Origin of the sequence: Halomonas sp. 3D7M (assembly GCF_014897885.1) — a bacterium.
GTDB lineage: Bacteria > Pseudomonadota > Gammaproteobacteria > Pseudomonadales > Halomonadaceae > Vreelandella.
Genome location: NZ_JABUZF010000246.1, coordinates 20,985 through 37,110, shown reverse-complemented (window position 1 = coordinate 37,110; position 16,126 = coordinate 20,985). Strand labels below are relative to the sequence as shown.

At 52.3% G+C, this 16,126-nt stretch carries 14 protein-coding genes; 11 read left to right on the top strand and 3 right to left on the bottom strand.

The features are described 5' to 3' along the window. The 3 genes from INT22_RS21115 to INT22_RS14440 form a co-directional block, all read left to right on the top strand. On the top strand, nt 1-143 hold a 143-nt coding region (locus INT22_RS21115), incomplete at its 5' end, for a YcgL domain-containing protein (protein WP_226912762.1). Between the two features lie 47 nt (nt 144-190). After that, nucleotides 191-826, top strand: coding sequence for an acyl carrier protein phosphodiesterase (locus tag INT22_RS14445; protein ID WP_226912760.1), 636 nt, complete (start codon nt 191-193; stop codon nt 824-826). Then, nucleotides 807-1,265, top strand: a complete 459-nt coding sequence (locus tag INT22_RS14440) for a YcgN family cysteine cluster protein (protein ID WP_038482916.1) — start codon at nt 807-809, stop codon at nt 1,263-1,265. The genes INT22_RS14445 and INT22_RS14440 overlap by 20 nt, the downstream gene beginning before the upstream one ends. A gap of 56 nt (nt 1,266-1,321) precedes the next feature. Here the strand turns inward: INT22_RS14440 and INT22_RS14435 are convergent, their stop codons facing one another. After that, entirely contained in the window at nt 1,322-1,489 is a 168-nt protein-coding gene (locus INT22_RS14435) for a hypothetical protein (protein WP_193059276.1), read from the bottom strand. Nucleotides 1,490-1,661: 172 nt separating this feature from the next. Then, nucleotides 1,662-3,791 (bottom strand): S9 family peptidase, encoded by a 2,130-nt coding sequence (locus INT22_RS14430; protein WP_193068467.1) that lies wholly within the window; start codon nt 3,789-3,791, stop codon nt 1,662-1,664. Nucleotides 3,792-3,853: 62 nt separating this feature from the next. On the opposite strand from INT22_RS14430, the gene INT22_RS14425 reads away from it, so the two are divergent. The 8 genes from INT22_RS14425 (at nt 3,854) to INT22_RS14390 (ending at nt 14,882) form a co-directional block, all read left to right on the top strand. Then, nucleotides 3,854-4,279, top strand: coding sequence for a hypothetical protein (locus tag INT22_RS14425; RefSeq protein WP_193059278.1), 426 nt, complete (start codon nt 3,854-3,856; stop codon nt 4,277-4,279). Nucleotides 4,280-4,312: 33 nt separating this feature from the next. Next, a complete protein-coding gene (locus INT22_RS14420; protein ID WP_089037892.1) occupies nt 4,313-5,098 on the top strand; it encodes a class II glutamine amidotransferase in 786 nt (261 codons plus the stop codon). Between the two features lie 185 nt (nt 5,099-5,283). After that, nucleotides 5,284-6,954, top strand: a complete 1,671-nt coding sequence (locus INT22_RS14415) for an AMP-binding protein (RefSeq protein WP_193068466.1) — start codon at nt 5,284-5,286, stop codon at nt 6,952-6,954. 100 nt (nt 6,955-7,054) lie between these two features. Continuing rightward, complete coding sequence (gene hrpA / locus INT22_RS14410; RefSeq protein ID WP_193068465.1) at nt 7,055-11,068, top strand: ATP-dependent RNA helicase HrpA; 4,014 nt, start codon at nt 7,055-7,057, stop codon at nt 11,066-11,068. A gap of 108 nt (nt 11,069-11,176) precedes the next feature. Beyond that, nucleotides 11,177-12,298, top strand: a complete 1,122-nt coding sequence (locus INT22_RS14405) for a beta-ketoacyl-ACP synthase III (RefSeq protein WP_193068464.1) — start codon at nt 11,177-11,179, stop codon at nt 12,296-12,298. A gap of 76 nt (nt 12,299-12,374) precedes the next feature. Next, on the top strand, nt 12,375-13,175 hold the full coding sequence (locus tag INT22_RS14400) for an MlaA family lipoprotein (protein ID WP_193068463.1): 801 nt from the start codon (nt 12,375-12,377) through the stop codon (nt 13,173-13,175). A gap of 8 nt (nt 13,176-13,183) precedes the next feature. Further along, nucleotides 13,184-14,377 carry a PP2C family protein-serine/threonine phosphatase gene (locus INT22_RS14395; RefSeq protein WP_089037896.1) on the top strand — a complete coding sequence of 398 codons (1,194 nt, stop codon included), beginning with the start codon at nt 13,184-13,186 and terminating at the stop codon, nt 14,375-14,377. Further along, nucleotides 14,367-14,882: an STAS domain-containing protein gene (locus tag INT22_RS14390; RefSeq protein ID WP_089037897.1), complete on the top strand. Its 516-nt coding sequence runs from the start codon at nt 14,367-14,369 to the stop codon at nt 14,880-14,882. The genes INT22_RS14395 and INT22_RS14390 overlap by 11 nt, the downstream gene beginning before the upstream one ends. A 138-nt stretch (nt 14,883-15,020) precedes the next feature. On the opposite strand, the gene tal is transcribed toward INT22_RS14390, so the two are convergent. Continuing rightward, a complete protein-coding gene (tal, locus tag INT22_RS14385) occupies nt 15,021-15,959 on the bottom strand; it encodes a transaldolase (RefSeq protein ID WP_193068462.1) in 939 nt (312 codons plus the stop codon). Nucleotides 15,960-16,126 lie beyond the last annotated feature (167 nt).

The window sequence follows — 16,126 nt, the reverse complement described above, 5'->3', positions numbered from 1 at the left end:
CTGCCGATAAAAAGCTGGCTCGAGTGAACGCTGCTGATGTGATGGATGCAATCCAAGAGCAAGGCTTTTACCTGCAAATGCCGCCTGCGAAAGAAGCCTATTTGCTGGATGTTCATCGCGCTCAGGCGGCTAACCGCGAATGAGCGTTATGAGCTTCTTGCCATGAACGTTCTGCCATGAGCGTTTTGCCATGAACTTTCTTGCCCATGCTTGGCTTGCCCATCCTGGCAGTGATGAGTTTCTGTACGGAAATCTGATTGCTGACGGCGTGAAGGGGCAAGACTTAACGGCTTGGTCGCCAGATGTTGCTCGCGGCATACGTCATCATCGCCGCGTGGATGCCTGGATTGATCGGCACCCAAACGTTTTAGAAGCAAAGCGTCGCGCGCCACACGCTCAGCGGCGTTACGCCGGTATCGCGTTAGATATCGTGTGGGATCATTTTCTTGCTCGTCAGCAGGCGGGAGAGCAGCAGCACCAGTTAATCGAGCGCTGCTATCAGCTGTTACAGGCTTGGCCTGCGCCGCAACGGTTGTCTACCATGATGCCGTTGATGATTAAGCATGACTGGCTGCACCGTTACGCTGATTTTGACTTTACCTGCCGTGCAGTAGCAGGCATTGGTCAGCGGCTATCGGGGCCGAACCGCTTAGCCGAGTTAGTGCCTTGGCTTTACGAAGACTATCCATGCCTAGCGGCCGACTTCGCCGTGTTATGGCAAGAGTGTCGTGCCACGCTAACCAGCAGTGGTGGTACTGCGGAGAGTGGGAGTTATTCAGACATGTTGAAAGTAAAGGGAGTCAATGATGGTGGCGGCCATGCGTGAGCGCTTCTGGGAAAGATACTCGCTAGAAGAATTAACGCCCCAAGAGTGGGAGGCGCTATGCGATGGCTGCGGCCAGTGTTGCTTGTTGAAGCTCCACGACGATGAAACGCAAGAATTGGCGGTGCTTAACGTTGCCTGTCGGTTGCTGGACATTCACAGTTGCCAGTGCAGTGACTATGAAAATCGTTTCGATAGCGTACCCGACTGTACCCAACTGACGCCTGAGCTCGTCAAAGAGTTTACCTGGCTGCCGCACACATGTGGCTATCGGCGTGTTGCTGAAGGACGCAAGCTAGCAGGATGGCATCCGCTGCTGAGTAACGATGCTGAGCGCGTTCACCGGAAGGGCGTAAGCGTAAGAAGTTTTGCGGTTTCTCAAGATGACGTGCCCGAGCGCCTTTTGGAAGAGCATATTATCGCTGTATTGCCGATGTCCTAAACCTAACAGTCGCCCTCCCTGGCATGCTCACTAACCGCTGGCTAACGGTAATAACGTTAGCTGGCGGTTTTGCTTTTTGTGCTATCCCAAATGGTTAAAAACGCTTCTTTAAACGGTGAGGGCTGTGGCTTCGCTGTGGTTTCTCGCGTCGCCGCTTGATCGGTTGGCTCTGTTGTCTTTGGCGGGGTATCCCAAATTGTTGGAAACTGTTCCTGATAGCGCATGGTGTGCTCCTGACTTTGTGAACTAGACGTTTGTCTATAAAACTTATAGGTAGTATGACGTAAAAAACACTTTGTGGAAATGTTTTCCATAAAGTGTTTGTTCACAAAAAAGCAGCGCCTGGGCGCTGCCTGAATGTTATTTTCGAGCTGTCGGCTGTTTCTTGATAAGCAACTATTGCGCTTGCTTTGCCGCGTCCATAGGGGCTAGCCCGAGCGCCCACAGGATAAATGCGTCTTGGCGAGCCGCATCTCGCCAAGCTTTGAACCTGCCGGAGGCGCCGCCGTGGCCGCTGGTCATGTCGGTGTGAAGCAGTACAGGGGCATTGCCTTGCTGTGCCTCGGTAACGCGGGCATAAAACTTGGCAGGCTCCCAGTAACTAACGCGAGTATCAAACCAGTTGCCCTCTATCCATAGTGATGGGTAGTGCTGGGCGCGTATGTTGTCGATAGGTGAGTAGCCAGCGATACGCTCGGCGACTTCTGGGGCTTCAGGATTGCCCCACTCACTATATTCGGCGGTGGTAAGCGGTAACTCTGGGTTCTGCATGGTGCGGAGCACATCCAGAAACGGCACCTCCAATACTGCTGCGCAAAATGCCTCAGGTTTACGATTGACGCAGGTGCCGACTAGCAAACCGCCTGCGCTTGCCCCGCAAGCCACGATCCGTTCTGGCTGGNAAGCCACGATCCGTTCTGGCTGGCTAAGCCCCTGGTTTACTAGCGCCTCTCGGGCAGCTAAGAAGTCGTTAAAGCTATTCTCTTTATGAGCCATTTTGCCATTTAGATACCATGGTTCGCCTCGCTCACCGCCGCCGCGTACGTGGGCGACTGCAAATGCTGCGCCACGCTCCAGTAGTTCGAGCCGAGCAATTGAGAACCAGGGGTCAAGCGCTTCACCATAGGCGCCGTAACCATACAGCAGCGTGGGCAGTGGTTGGCCGGCTAAGTCAGCGCGCATGACAATGGATACTGGCACGCGTTCGCCGTCAGCGCTAGTTGCCCATATGCGCTGGCTGACTAGTTGATCAGGCCGCAGTTGACCGTAAACGGGGACTTGCTTTAGCAACGTACGTTCACCGCTATCCAGGTTTAGCGCATACCAACTGGGAGGGCGAGTGAACGACTCTTCGCGTAGGTGTACGGTATTTGCATCGAAGTGCGGCGAATCTTCTAGTAGCTGCGAGCAGGGCGTTTCAGGTAGTTCGATATGCTTATCTAGTGTGAGGTTGTGATCTTTATCTAGCACTAAGCGGCGTAACATAACCTGGGCATCGCGATGGCTTCGCTCGGCGATGATTAGCCCCCATTCAAACGCATCGATCCCTTCTAGGGTAGTGTCTTCACGGTGAGCTATCAGCGACTTCCACTCGGGAGCAGGGTTGCTTTGTTGATCAGCGCGTGTGAAGTCGAGCTGAAAATGCGGGCCTGCGAGATTTTGTAAGCGATAAAACGTACCAGGGCGATGATCAATGCTCACTTCAACCCCTGCCTGGCGGGCATGTAGGCACATCGGGGGAGCATGGGGCTGATCTGCCAGCACGGCATGAATTTCTGTTGTATCTTTCGAACCGCTTTCAATCAAAAGCCATGCTTTCGAGCGCGTTTTGCCAATCCCAATCCAGAACTCCGGATCGTTCTCACGCATTACTAAGGTTGGTTCAGCAAGGCGCTCTGGCGTTGAAAACGGTATCCACACACGCCAGATGGAGTCCGGGCGCTGAGTGTCATCAAAGCGTGTAAATAGCAGCGTTGCGCCGTTGGTTGTCTCATCCTCTGCCCAGCATACGCTAGGGCCAATATCGCTAAGTAGTTGCTGAGGTTTACCGTCGGGTAGCGCCTTTAACCATAGAGTAAAGCGCTCGTCGCCTTGGGTATCTTCCGTCCAGGCAAGCCACTGCTCATTCGGGGAAAGTGCCATGTCACCCATGTCATAAAAAGGCTGATCGGCGGCACGTTCGCGTACGTCAAGAAAGCACTCGTGAGCATCGGGCTGGTTGTTAGGGTGGCGCCACCAGCAAGGGTAATCATCCTCGGCGGCGGTATTGCTCCAGAACGTAAAGTGGTCAAGCGCTGTCTTAAGGCTGGTTATTGCCAATTCACGACGCGCTAAGTGGCTTTGATAAAGTGTTTCAGCAAGCGGCCGTAAAGGAGCAAACCATTCATCATGCTGATGGTTCGCGGCTTCTAAAAAAAGCGATACGTCAGGCGCATCACGCTCTTCTAACCAGTGCCATTCTGGAGAATTAGCGCGATAATAATGTGTGACAGGCGAGCCTTCGTGCTTATCAGGCTGTGCTTTCATAAATTGATAGGTACCATAACGGGAAATCAACGTCGGGTGTCTCCACCCACATGAGGGGTATTATGCTGTTTGAAGACTCAATGTCACTGCTGTGGTCAAGTTATTACGTTCTTTCACTGGTTGTGCTGGTTGCTGTCTACTTTGCGCTAGCATTCTTGCCTCGCCTACCGCGTTTGGTAATTACCTGGTGTGTGGCGGGAGCGATGTGGATACCTGCAGGGTATCAGTTACCGTTAGTAGAAGAGGGTGAGTTTTATACTGGTTGGGCACCGGCTGCCATGGTGTCTGCGGTTGCTTTTCTTGAGCATAGCGCCAGTGCACTACGTGGTGGTTTGCTGTGGTTGATTTTAGGCATTGCCTTAGGCGCATGTGTTGGCATTGCCCTGTGGTGGTGGCGTAGGCCAGAACCTTATGATGATGTGTCTCAGCATCAGTCCCAGGAAGAAGATCCTCAGCCAACCCGGCGCCGGGAGCCAGTGATTACCTAATGCGAGTACAAGGCGCGATGATGGAGCTAGCCGATGTGTGAATTACTAGGCATGAGCGCCAATGTTCCTACCGATATTTGTTTCAGCTTTTCCGGCTTTTTACACCGCGGTGGGGGCACTGGGCCTCACCGCGATGGGTGGGGCATCGCATTTTACGAGGAGGGGGGGTACCGCGAGTTTCGTGATCCTCACCCCTCGGTTAATTCCCCGATAGCCCGCTTAATCTGTGAATATCCTATCAAGTCCAATGTAGTGATTAGCCACATTCGCCAAGCGAATGTGGGTGGCGTACGGCTGGCAAATACGCACCCATTTACCCGTGAAATGTGGGGGCGACCCTGGTGCTACGCCCATAATGGTCAGTTGAGTGATTGGCAGCAGTTGCCGTTAGGTACGTACACCCCGGTAGGTAACACAGATAGTGAACACGCTTTCTGCTGGCTAATGGGCGAACTGCGTCGTTGCTTTCCCACGCCGCCTGCGTCTCCTGAATCATTGTGGGAGCGTTTGCACGGGCTATGTGAAGAGTTGCGCGGACTAGGCGTTTTTAACCTACTGTTATCTGATGGCGTTTACTTATACAGCTACTGCTCGACTAAATTGGCTCATATCACTCGCCGCGCGCCCTTTGGCGAGGCGGAGCTGTCCGATGCAGAGTTAACGGTTAACTTTATCGAGCATACGACGCCTAACGATATTGTCTCTGTGATTGCTACAGAGCCACTTACCCAAAATGAAGCGTGGCAGCGAATGGTTCCTGGTGAATTATTGGTATGGCGCGAGGGAGAGATCAAAGCGCGTTACGGTCATAGCAAATAGGGTGGCGACACAGCGTGAGCGACAGCAACAGGGCCGTGCTTTAAGCTAAAGTTGAAACGCCAGTTTCAATCGATCGTTTTACAGCGTGCTGCCTGTCGTATATGGTTGGCTCTTTTAGGCTTGCTACTTAGTCACGCACAATAACAAGGTCGGTCAAATATCGACACGGATAGCGGAGATTGCCCATGAGCGAACACGCCAATGCCCACGTACTACGTGGCCCAGTGCTTGAAGGCTTGGATCAGTACAACTCAGTCACGGATGTCTTTCATTCAGCGGTTAAACGTTTTGCCAACAAGCCGGCATTTAGCTGCATGGGCAAAACCCTAACGTTTGCCGATCTTGATCGTCTGTCTGCCAATTTTGCAGCTTGGTTGCAGCATGAAACCGACTTGGTTCCTGGAGACCGGATCGCCATTCAGTTGCCTAACGTGCTGCAGTTTCCCGTGGCGGTGTTTGGTGCACTAAGGGCGGGGCTCGTGGTCGTTAATACCAATCCGCTTTACACCGAGCGGGAGATGGCGCACCAGTTCAAAGACTCAAATGCCAAAGCCATTGTGATTTTGGCCAATATGGCGGATAAGCTTGAGAAAGTGCTGGATAAAACGGATATCCAACACGTCTTGGTTACCCAGCTTGCCGATATGCACGATGTGCCGAAGCGTTGGCTAATTAACGCCGTTGTTAAGCACGTTAAAAAGATGGTGCCTGCCTACTCGCTACCCAACGCTGTTGGCTTCCGCGATGCACTGAAAAAAGGCGCGTCGTTACATCATACTGAGGTGCAACGCACCATGGATGATGTGGCTGCACTGCAATACACCGGTGGCACCACCGGTATGCCTAAAGGCGCGATGCTGACCCACCAGAACCTAGTTGCCAATATGCTTCAGGCGCGTGCTGCTATCGGTGAACACTTGACCGATGGCGAAGAGCTGGTAATTGCGCCATTGCCGGTTTATCACATCTATACGTTTACCGTTAACTGTTTATTCCTGATGGAAACAGGCAACCACTCGCTATTGATTACTAATCCTCGTGACTTAGCTAGCTTTGTCAAAGAGCTTAAAGGCTTGCCGTTTACCGGGTTTATTGGTCTGAACACGCTGTTTAATGCGCTGTGTAACCGAGATGATTTTAAGCAGCTCGATTTTTCAAAGCTAAAGCTGACCATTTCCGGCGGTATGGCACTGACTAAAGCGGCGGCTCAGCGTTGGGAAGAGACAACGGGGTGCCCGATTGCAGAGGGCTACGGGCTAACGGAAACATCGCCCATTGTTAGCTTTAACCCTACAAACGCTATACAGCTGGGCACCATTGGTAAGCCAGTGGCTGGTACCGCTGTGAAAGTGATAGATGCAGACGGCAATGATGTTCCCATGGGTGAGCCCGGTGAGCTTTGCGTGCAAGGGCCTCAGGTGATGAAAGGTTACTGGCAGCGCGAAGATGAAACCCGCAATTCTATTGATGAAAACGGCTGGTTCCACACGGGCGATATTGCCGTGTTGCAAGATGATGGCTACATCAAGATCGTTGATCGTAAAAAAGATATGATTTTAGTATCTGGCTTTAATGTCTACCCAAATGAAATAGAAGATGTCGTGGCAGCGCATCCAGATGTGTTGGAGTCTGCAGCAGTGGGTGTGCCCGATGAAGGTGCTGGAGAAGCCATCAAGCTATTCGTTGTTTCCAAAAACAGTGAGTTAGACGCTGAGACGCTGCGCAAGTGGTGCAAAAAAGAGCTAACCGGCTACAAAGTTCCGAAGTACGTAGAGTTCCGTGATGAGCTTCCCAAAACCAACGTTGGCAAGGTGTTGCGTCGACAGCTCCGCGATCAGGAAACAAGCAACGCTTAAGCGCTTAATGAGTTCGCTATTAGGTGGCTGTTAGGCGTCCTGTTATCGAAGGCGTTACAATAGTCGGCCCACTCATGCAGTGGGCCGATTTTATTCTGAGATGGAAACCGAGCCTAACGTGACCACCGACACGCAAACTTCCCATGCTGACGCCCAGAACGCTTATCCACTCACCGTATTAGATGAGGAGATAAGGCACGTTATGCTGCGTGATGCACAGCAGCTAGCGCGTCGTGTGGCAGGCCTTAAGCGGCGTCAACGAGACAGAAAACCGATTGACCACGGTGTCCAGCAAGTTCAGCGCGACCTGGAAAAAGCTAAGCGCCTGCTTGCTAACCGTGAAGCACTGAAGGTGGCGCTGGATTATCCTGCCGAGTTGCCTGTAGTAGAACGACGAGAGGATATCCTAAACGCTATCCGCGACCATCAGGTAGTGGTCGTGGCGGGGGAGACAGGGTCGGGTAAAACCACTCAGCTGCCTAAAATTTGTTTAGAGCTTGGCCGTGGGCGTAAAGGGGTGATTGGGCATACCCAGCCACGCCGACTGGCAGCGCGTAGCGTTGCTGGGCGATTAGCGGAAGAGATGAGCGTGCCGCTGGGTGAGCAGGTCGGCTACCAAGTACGCTTCAATGATCAAAGCTCCCCAAATACGCTCGTAAAGCTGATGACGGACGGTATCCTGCTGGCAGAAACCCAGCACGATCCTTTGCTGCTGCGTTACGACACGCTGATTATTGATGAGGCGCACGAGCGCAGCCTTAACATCGACTTTTTGCTGGGTTATTTAAAGCGCCTGCTGCCGAAACGTCCTGATCTAAAAGTTATTATTACCTCAGCCACCATTGATGTAGATCGTTTTGCTGCCCACTTCGGCAGTGCCAACGCGCCTGCGCCGGTGGTTGAAGTCTCTGGCCGCACTTTTCCCGTCGATGTGCATTACCGCCCGCTGGCGCGTAGCGAAGAGGATGAGGATGACCGGACACTGCAAGAAGGCATTTTGCACGCCGTGCGCGAAATCGAAACCATCGAGCGTGAGAAGGGCTGGCTGCATGGTCCACGCGATGTGCTGGTGTTTTTACCCGGGGAGCGGGAGATTCGTGAGACAGCCGATACGCTGCGGCGGGCTGACCTAACCGGCACCGAGATATTGCCGCTCTATGCTCGGCTTTCCAACGAAGAGCAAAATCGTGTCTTCGCTTCTCACAAAGGGCGGCGAATTGTGCTGGCGACTAACGTTGCTGAAACCTCGCTCACGGTACCGGGTATTCGCTACGTTATTGACCCTGGCTTGGTGCGTATCAGCCGCTACAGCTATCGGGCGAAAATACAGCGGCTACCGATTGAGCCGATTAGCCAGGCCAGCGCCAATCAGCGTAAAGGCCGCTGTGGCCGTGTAGCGGAAGGGGTGTGTATTCGTCTTTATGATGAAGAAGACTTCCTGTCGCGGCCAGCGTTTACCGATCCAGAAATTCAGCGCACCAATTTAGCGTCGGTCATTCTTTCCATGCTGGCGCTGAAGCTTGGCAGTATTGAAGCTTTTCCCTTTGTCGACCCGCCCGATAGCCGATTCGTAAAAGATGGCTTTCGTTTGCTGTTTGAGCTGGGGGCGGTAGACGACCAGCAGCGCCTGACCCCGCTGGGCCGCAAGCTCGCTAAGCTACCCATCGACCCACGCCTAGCGCGCATGGTGCTGGCAGGTGCCGAACGAGGCAGCCTTCGGGATGTGTTGATTGTGGTATCGGCTCTGGCGATACAAGACCCTAGAGATCGGCCTGCTGACAAACGCCAAGCGGCGGATCAAGCGCACCAGCGCTGGCATGATCCCGATTCTGATTTTGTTGCGTTGTTAAACTTATGGCATGGCATCGAAAATGCCCGCGAGGCTCTCTCAGGCAACCAACTACGTCGCTGGTGTCGCGAGCACTATATTAACTATCTGCGCATGCGCGAATGGCATGACACGTTCCGTCAATTGCGTCAGCTGCTGCGCGATATGGACATCGACGTGCCCGCACCGCTGCCCAGAGATGAAGACGAAAGCGAAGAGCAGGCCAAGCAAGCGCGTCGTAAAACGTCAGGAAAACTGCACCAAGCGCTGTTATCTGGGCTGCTTTCTAACCTGGGAACACTGCTGGAAAATCGTGAATATCTCGGTGCGCGTAATCGTAAGTTTATGATTCACCCCGGTTCAGGGCTGGCGAAAAAAACGCCGAAGTGGGTAATGGCGTTTGAGCTGATTGAAACCACGAAATTGTTCGCCCGTACAGTGGCGAAAATTGACCCTCAGTGGATTGAGCCTCAAGCGCAGCACTTGATAAAAAGCAGCTATAGCGAGCCGCACTGGGAAATGAAACGTGCCCAGGTAGTTGCGTTCGAGCAAGTAACCCTGTTTGGTCTGCCTATCGTTGCCCGTCGCCGCGTGCATTATGGCCCTATTGCTCCCCAAGAGTCCCGTGAGCTGTTTATTCGTCGTGCGCTAGTGGAAGGCGAATTTCAGACTAAGGGTGAGTTTTTTGCCCATAACCGAGCGTTGATTGAAGAAGTCGAGGCACTCGAAGATCGTGCACGTCGGCGCGATATTCTGGTCGATGAAGAGACGTTGTTTGCTTTTTATGATGAACGGCTCCCTCACGATATCGTTAATGGCAAAGGATTTGAGCACTGGCGCAAGCAGGTAGAGCGTGAGTCTCCTGACTTATTAAAATTCGATATTGAGGCACTTAAAACACGGGATGCCAACGACGTGACTCAGGCGCAGTACCCTGACCACCTAACGTTAGCAGGGGTTGCCTATCCGGTTAGCTATCACTTTGATCCTGATGCAGAAGATGATGGCGTTACGCTAACAGTGCCTGCCGCTATGTTGCCTCAGTTGCCCGTGCACGCGCTTGAGTGGTTAGTGCCGGGGTTGCTGCGCGAAAAGTGTATTGCGCTACTTAAATCACTGCCGAAAAGCATTCGTCGTCAAGTGGTCCCCATTCCTGACTGGGTCGATGCGGCGCTGGAAATGCTCGTGCCTGATAACCGCCCACTGACCGAGGCGCTTGGCGAGTTTATTCGGCGGCGAACGGGTACTCGTGTACACCCAGATGACTGGCGGCTTGACCTGCTAGCACCACATTTAATCATGAACGTGCGCGTTGTTGATCACGCTGGTAAAACGCTGGGCCAGGGGCGTGACGTACGTGCCCTGGAAAGGCGCTTTGAAGAAGCCGCCAGCAGGGGGGCTCAGGCGTTAGCGGAGCAGGCTAATCAGGCTCCGGCGCTTGAAGGTCTACCTAGTGAGCCGCTTCCCGAGTCTCGGGTGACGACTCAGGCGGGTATTCGTGTTGAGGCCTACCCGGCACTGGTAGCAGAAGATGCACGCTTCAAAGTGGCACTTTTCGATCATCCCGCCAAGGCAGCGGCAGCGCATCAAATGGGTGTGGCGCGTTTGGCGATCTCACAACAGCCGGATCAGATGAAAGCGATTAAGCGTTTGCCGGGGGTGGAAAAATGCGCGTTGCTGTTTGCGAAGGTTGGGACCAAAAATGAGCTGGTTGATGATCTTTTACTGGCGGTGTTTACTCAAGTAGTGGCTGCGCATCCTCTGCCACGTTCGGAGCAAGCCCTTAAGCAGCGCTTGCAAACATCTGAAGAAAGCTTGTTAGCGCATGCACAAACACTGTTAACGCATGTTGAGGCGGCGCTGAAAGGGCACTTGGCAGTGACCAAAATTTTAAAAGGGAAGCTCAATTTTGCGTTGGCGCTTGTTTACAGTGATGTCAGCGCGCAGATGAAGCGATTGGTTTACCCCGGTTTCATTCGCGATGCAGGAGAGTGGTTAACGGAGTATCCTCGTTATACAGAGGCTGCGTTAATCCGGCTGGAAAAAGCCGCGCGCGAGCGAGGGCGCGACCAAATGCTAATGCACGATGTCCAAGCATTGGAAACGCGTTTTGACGCGCGCCGTAAAAGTGAGCGCAGAGGCGACGCGGAAGACCCAGAGTTAGTGGCATTTGGTTGGTGGATTCAGGAGCTCCGGGTGTCTCTGTTTGCCCAGCAGCTGGGTACTAAAATGCCCGTTTCTGTAAAGCGCCTAGAAAAGCGTTGGGAAGAGCTTGTTAGCGTTTAACGCTTGTCGTAATACGATAATAGGCTTACGTCGTTAAGCCAATGCACCCAGATGACAACATCGATTGACAGCCAGCGACTCTCAGTAAGCCGCTAAAAGGAGAAAGGCATGACACATGTGGTGATTACCGGTACAGGACTTTACACGCCGGAACACGCCATTGATAACGCGTCGTTGGTGAAAGCATTTAACGCGTGGGTAGACAGCCAAAATGCTCGGCATGCTGATGCGATCTCACGTGGTGAACGAGAGCCGTTGTCACACTCCAGTAGCGAGTTTATTGAAAAGGCATCTGGCATTAAAAGTCGTTATGTGTTGGATGCCTCAGGAATTCTTGACCCAGCGCGAATGCGGCCTAAACTGCCACAGCGCAGCAATGATGAACCGTCTATTCAGTGCGATATGGCTACCCAGGCGGCACAACAAGCATTGGCAGCCGCTAACGTTGATGCCGCTGACATCGAGCTTGTCATCGTGGCGTGTTCGAACCTAGAACGTGCCTATCCAGCTGTGGCTGTCGAAGTTCAGCGGGCGTTAGGCACCAGCGGTTACGGTTTCGATATGAATGTAGCCTGTAGTTCAGCCACATTTGCGCTTGAAACAGCGGCCAATGCGATTGCATCTGGTAGCGTAAAGCGGGCTCTCATTGTAAACCCTGAGATCTGTTCGGCACATCTCAACTTTACAGATCGCGATAGCCACTTTATTTTTGGCGATGCTTGTACAGCAATGGTACTGGAAAGCAGTGATTGCGCTGTGTCTGATGAGCAGTATGAAATATTAGGTACGCGTCTAGTGACGAAGTTCTCTAATGCGATTCGTAATAACGCAGGCTTCCTAAATCGCGTCACCGACAGTGATCCGTTGGCGCTGGACAAATTATTTGTACAAGAAGGGCGGCGGGTGTTCCGAGAAGTGTGCCCCATGGTTGCTCAACTGATTTCGAGCCATTTAGCCTCTCTAGAGCTTTCTGGAAGCGACTTGAAGCGCATGTGGCTGCATCAGGCTAATCAGCATATGAATGACCTGATTGCGCGAAAAGTGCTAGGTGTGGAGCCTAGTAAAACGCAAGCGCCCATTATTCTTGATCGCTATGCTAATACCAGCTCAGCGGGATCGATTATTGCCTTTCACCTGCATCGTGAACAGTTAGAAAGTGGTGATATTGGTGTGATTTGTTCGTTTGGCGCAGGTTACAGCGCCGGTAGTGTTGTTATACGTCGTCAATAACAGTGCTTTTGGTTAATTATTTCCAGGCGTGAAATGCGGCGAGCCGCACGCCACACATGTTGAGAAAGGAGCTACCATGCTTGGGTTGTTAGCAAAGCCAAAAAGCGCGTTTAGTTTGTGCTACAAGGGATTGCCTGTCTTGCTGCTAGCCGTATTAAGCATGAGTGGGTGTGCTAGTTCAGGGGGGAATGTTGGCGAGCAAGTCCACCCTGAAGATCCTTGGGAAGGGTTTAACCGTCGCGTGTTTGCTTTTAATGACGTGCTAGACCGTTACACGTTAAAGCCAATCGCTAAAGGGTACCAGACGGTTACCCCCGATCCCGTGCAAACTGGGGTAGGTAACTTTTTCGCTAACCTTAGCGACGTGCGTACCGCGTTAAATAGTTTACTCCAAGGTAAGCCCGCTAATGCAGGGCTTGCTACTTCGCGCTTTTTAATCAACTCGACGGTGGGTATCGGCGGGCTGTTGGATTACGCTACGTTGATGGAAATCAATGCTGATAAGGAAGATTTCGGACAAACGCTGGCGGTGTGGGGGTGGGATGACTCGCGCTATTTAGTGCTACCGCTGCTCGGTCCTAGAACACTTAGGGATACCACTGGGCTACCTTTTGATATTGCAGCTCATCCGCTTACTTATCTGGATGACCATGCGCTAAGGGATGGTTTAGCGGCACTGGATATTATTCATATTCGCGCAGGGCTACTTGATCAAGAAGACTTGATTAGTGGCGACCGTTACCGCTTTGTTCGTGATGCCTTCTTACAACGCCGTCAGTTTGAGATTAATGATGGTGAGCTTGGGGATGACCCGTTTGCTATGGACGATTTTGAATTCGACGATACCGATTTTGGTGACGACGATTTCGCCGATTGAGGCTTAATATGGATCATTCCAAGCAGTTGATCGCGGTGATCGATGAGCCAGGGCAAGAGCGTGACGCGCTAGCAGAAGCGATTACGTGCGATGGCTTGTGGGTATTTGCAGCAGATAATATTGATAATTTGCCTGCCGACACAGCGCTTATCGTTGCTCATGCAAGGGCAGTGCCGCGCCAGCAGTGGTCGCAGCTGACACATCGTTTGCCTACCTTGGTCGTCAGTGATTCTCGTCAGGACGCGGACCTGATTAAGGCAGTCGATGTTGGTTTAGTTGACTATATTGTTCATCCACTACGCCACGCAGAACTGTTGCGCCGGATGATTCGCAAAGCCATTGAGCTTCATACATTGGCTCAGGAGCGAGACCGAGACCGAGAGCGTCTGGCCGAATTAAACGAAAGCCTGGAAACGCATTTAGCCTTGCTGCGTATGGATCAACAGAGCGGTGGTCATATTCAGCGCCGTTTATTGCCTATTCATCCCAAAATCATCAATGGTGTGTACTACGATTACTGGTTTGCACCTTCGCTGTATTTGTCGGGAGACTTCCTTGACTATCAGCGCTATAACGATCGCTATAGCGCGTTCTATTTTGCCGATGTGTCTGGGCATGGGGCGTCCTCTGCGTTTGTTACCGTACTGCTCAAGTATCTATGCAATCGATGGCTTAATGAGTGGGATGGCCAATCGCCAGAACAGTTGGCCCCTAACTGGTTGGCGGCATTAAACAGAGAGTTGCAGGATACTGATATTGGCAAACACGCGACCTTGTTTGTTGGTGTCATTGACCATCAGGAGCGGACGCTTCACTATTCGCTCGGTGCACAGCTTCCTATGCCATTGCTAGTGTCTGGTGGTAAGCTAGTACGTCTGGCAGGAGAGGGAATGCCAGTAGGTCTTTTTCCAGATGTAGAGTATCCTTCGCTCAGCTGTGCTTTACCGGCCGATTTTCATTTATGGCTGTGTTCAGACGGTGTATTGGAATGCTTGCCGGGTAAGACACTCGACACGCGGCTCAAGGAACTTGAGCAATTAGTAAGTGAAAGTGTCACGCTTGAGCAGTTGCGCGACCGGCTAGCCAACACCAACTCTCTTCTTATAGAAGGTGATGCGGACAGTGAGGCGAACCAGGACCGCGATGCTTTACCCGATGACCTGACAATCATGATGGTGAGCGGATTTGGTCATGCTGATTGAAGAAGGCCGCATTAAAGCGGCGTTCGACTCCGGTGTTTTTGTTTTAAAATTATGCGGCGACGTGCGCTTGACGTTGTGCGCTACGCTTGATTCTCAGGCTCAGCGCCTAGCTGAAACGCCTGGGCTAACGGCGGTAATGATCGACCTGCGCGAAGCGACGAATGTTGATTCGACGGCGCTGGGTTTTCTGGCCAAAGTTGCTATGGCGGTAAAAGGGCGCTTAGAGCACCCACCCACCATCATTGCTGATAACCCAGATGTACGGAAAATGCTGGATGTAATGGGTTTTGCACGTTTTTTTACGCTGATGGAAGCCCCATTGCAACAAGCGTCGAAACTAACATCGGCCCTAGAAGACTTGCCTGCTGAACCCGCTGACGAAGAGGGGCTGCGTGAACGTATTTTAGAGGCCCATCGAATTCTGATGCATATGAACGAGCACAACCGCGAACAGTTTCAACCGCTTGTGGAAATGCTCGAAGCGCAAAATTCGACGGCCCACTAGCAGCGCACTTCATCTGTATGTAGGTTTCAAGAGCATACTAAATAAGAAGGCCCTCCTGAGATAAACATCCTGGAGGGCCTTTTGACTTTTGCTGCCGCCTATAGCTGTGTTAGCGATGCAGCGGAGTCAGCAATCGAATTAGCTGCTGCGAAGCTTACTTAGCAATTCTTCGAGTTTGCGCTGGTCAGCCATAAACTTGCGAATACCTTCTGCCAGTTTGTCCGTCGCCATTTCATCTTCGTTCATTGCCCAGCGGAAATCTGCCTGCGCTAACGCTTCACTCGGTGCGCTGCTGGCTGCTTTGGGAATGAGTTGTTGTGGTAACTCTCCTTGAAGTTCGTCTAGTTCGTTGAGTAGTGCAGGGGATATCGTCAAGCGATCACAGCCAGCGAGCGCCTGAATTTCACCCACGTTTCTGAAACTTGCGCCCATGACGATGGTGGAGTAGCCATGGCCTTTGTAGTAGTCATAAATGCGCTTAACAGACTGCACGCCTGGGTCGTTGACACCGCTAAAATCTGTGTCAGGGGCTTTGGCTTTATGCCAATCGAGAATACGGCCTACGAACGGTGAAATAAGCGTTGCACCAGCATCTGCACAGGCCTGTGCCTGGGCAAAGCCAAATAGCAGGGTTAAGTTAGTGCGAATGCCGTCACGTTCAAGTTGGCGAGCGGCTTGGATGCCTTCCCAGGTCGATGCCATCTTGATCAAAATACGCTCTGGACCCACGCCCTGCTGAGCGTATCGCTCAATCAGCGAGTGTGCCTTGGCAATGGTGGCATCACGATCAAACGATAGTCGGGCACTGACTTCAGTTGACACGTAACCAGGTACCAACTCGCTGATTTCGCTGCCGATATCAACGGCTACTCGATCTACTGCGTCTTCCAGGTTGGTGCTTTCTTTAGCAATGCTGGCGAGTCGTGCACGTCGCTCTTCCTGCTGAGCAGCTTGCAAAATGAGCGAGGGGTTGGTCGTGGCATCTTGTGGCTTAAAGCGGCGGATAGCGTCAAGGTCGCCGGTGTCAGCGACAACCGTGGTCATCTCTTTTAATTGAGTTAGTAGGCTAGTGGCCATGCATCGTTCCTTGTCGTCGTTGAGATAGTTGTCGTTGGGATACTTTAGCAAGGGCATTGCGTGGCGAACAGAGACCGACAAATGAATTGAAATCGATTATTATTAGCGGCCTATCTATTCAGCGGCATTCTCTGCTGAATAATGCCAACTTCAAGGATGTTTATGGA

Coding starts and splice junctions, on each gene's coding strand:
- INT22_RS14445 (WP_226912760.1), top strand. CDS start 191: ATGAACTTTCTTGCCCATGCTTGGCTTGCCCATCCTGGCAGTGATGAG.
- INT22_RS14440 (WP_038482916.1), top strand. CDS start 807: ATGGTGGCGGCCATGCGTGAGCGCTTCTGGGAAAGATACTCGCTAGAA.
- INT22_RS14435 (WP_193059276.1), bottom strand. CDS start 1,489: ATGCGCTATCAGGAACAGTTTCCAACAATTTGGGATACCCCGCCAAAG.
- INT22_RS14425 (WP_193059278.1), top strand. CDS start 3,854: ATGCTGTTTGAAGACTCAATGTCACTGCTGTGGTCAAGTTATTACGTT.
- INT22_RS14420 (WP_089037892.1), top strand. CDS start 4,313: ATGTGTGAATTACTAGGCATGAGCGCCAATGTTCCTACCGATATTTGT.
- INT22_RS14415 (WP_193068466.1), top strand. CDS start 5,284: ATGAGCGAACACGCCAATGCCCACGTACTACGTGGCCCAGTGCTTGAA.
- hrpA (WP_193068465.1), top strand. CDS start 7,055: ATGGAAACCGAGCCTAACGTGACCACCGACACGCAAACTTCCCATGCT.
- INT22_RS14405 (WP_193068464.1), top strand. CDS start 11,177: ATGACACATGTGGTGATTACCGGTACAGGACTTTACACGCCGGAACAC.
- INT22_RS14400 (WP_193068463.1), top strand. CDS start 12,375: ATGCTTGGGTTGTTAGCAAAGCCAAAAAGCGCGTTTAGTTTGTGCTAC.
- INT22_RS14395 (WP_089037896.1), top strand. CDS start 13,184: ATGGATCATTCCAAGCAGTTGATCGCGGTGATCGATGAGCCAGGGCAA.
- INT22_RS14390 (WP_089037897.1), top strand. CDS start 14,367: ATGCTGATTGAAGAAGGCCGCATTAAAGCGGCGTTCGACTCCGGTGTT.
- tal (WP_193068462.1), bottom strand. CDS start 15,959: ATGGCCACTAGCCTACTAACTCAATTAAAAGAGATGACCACGGTTGTC.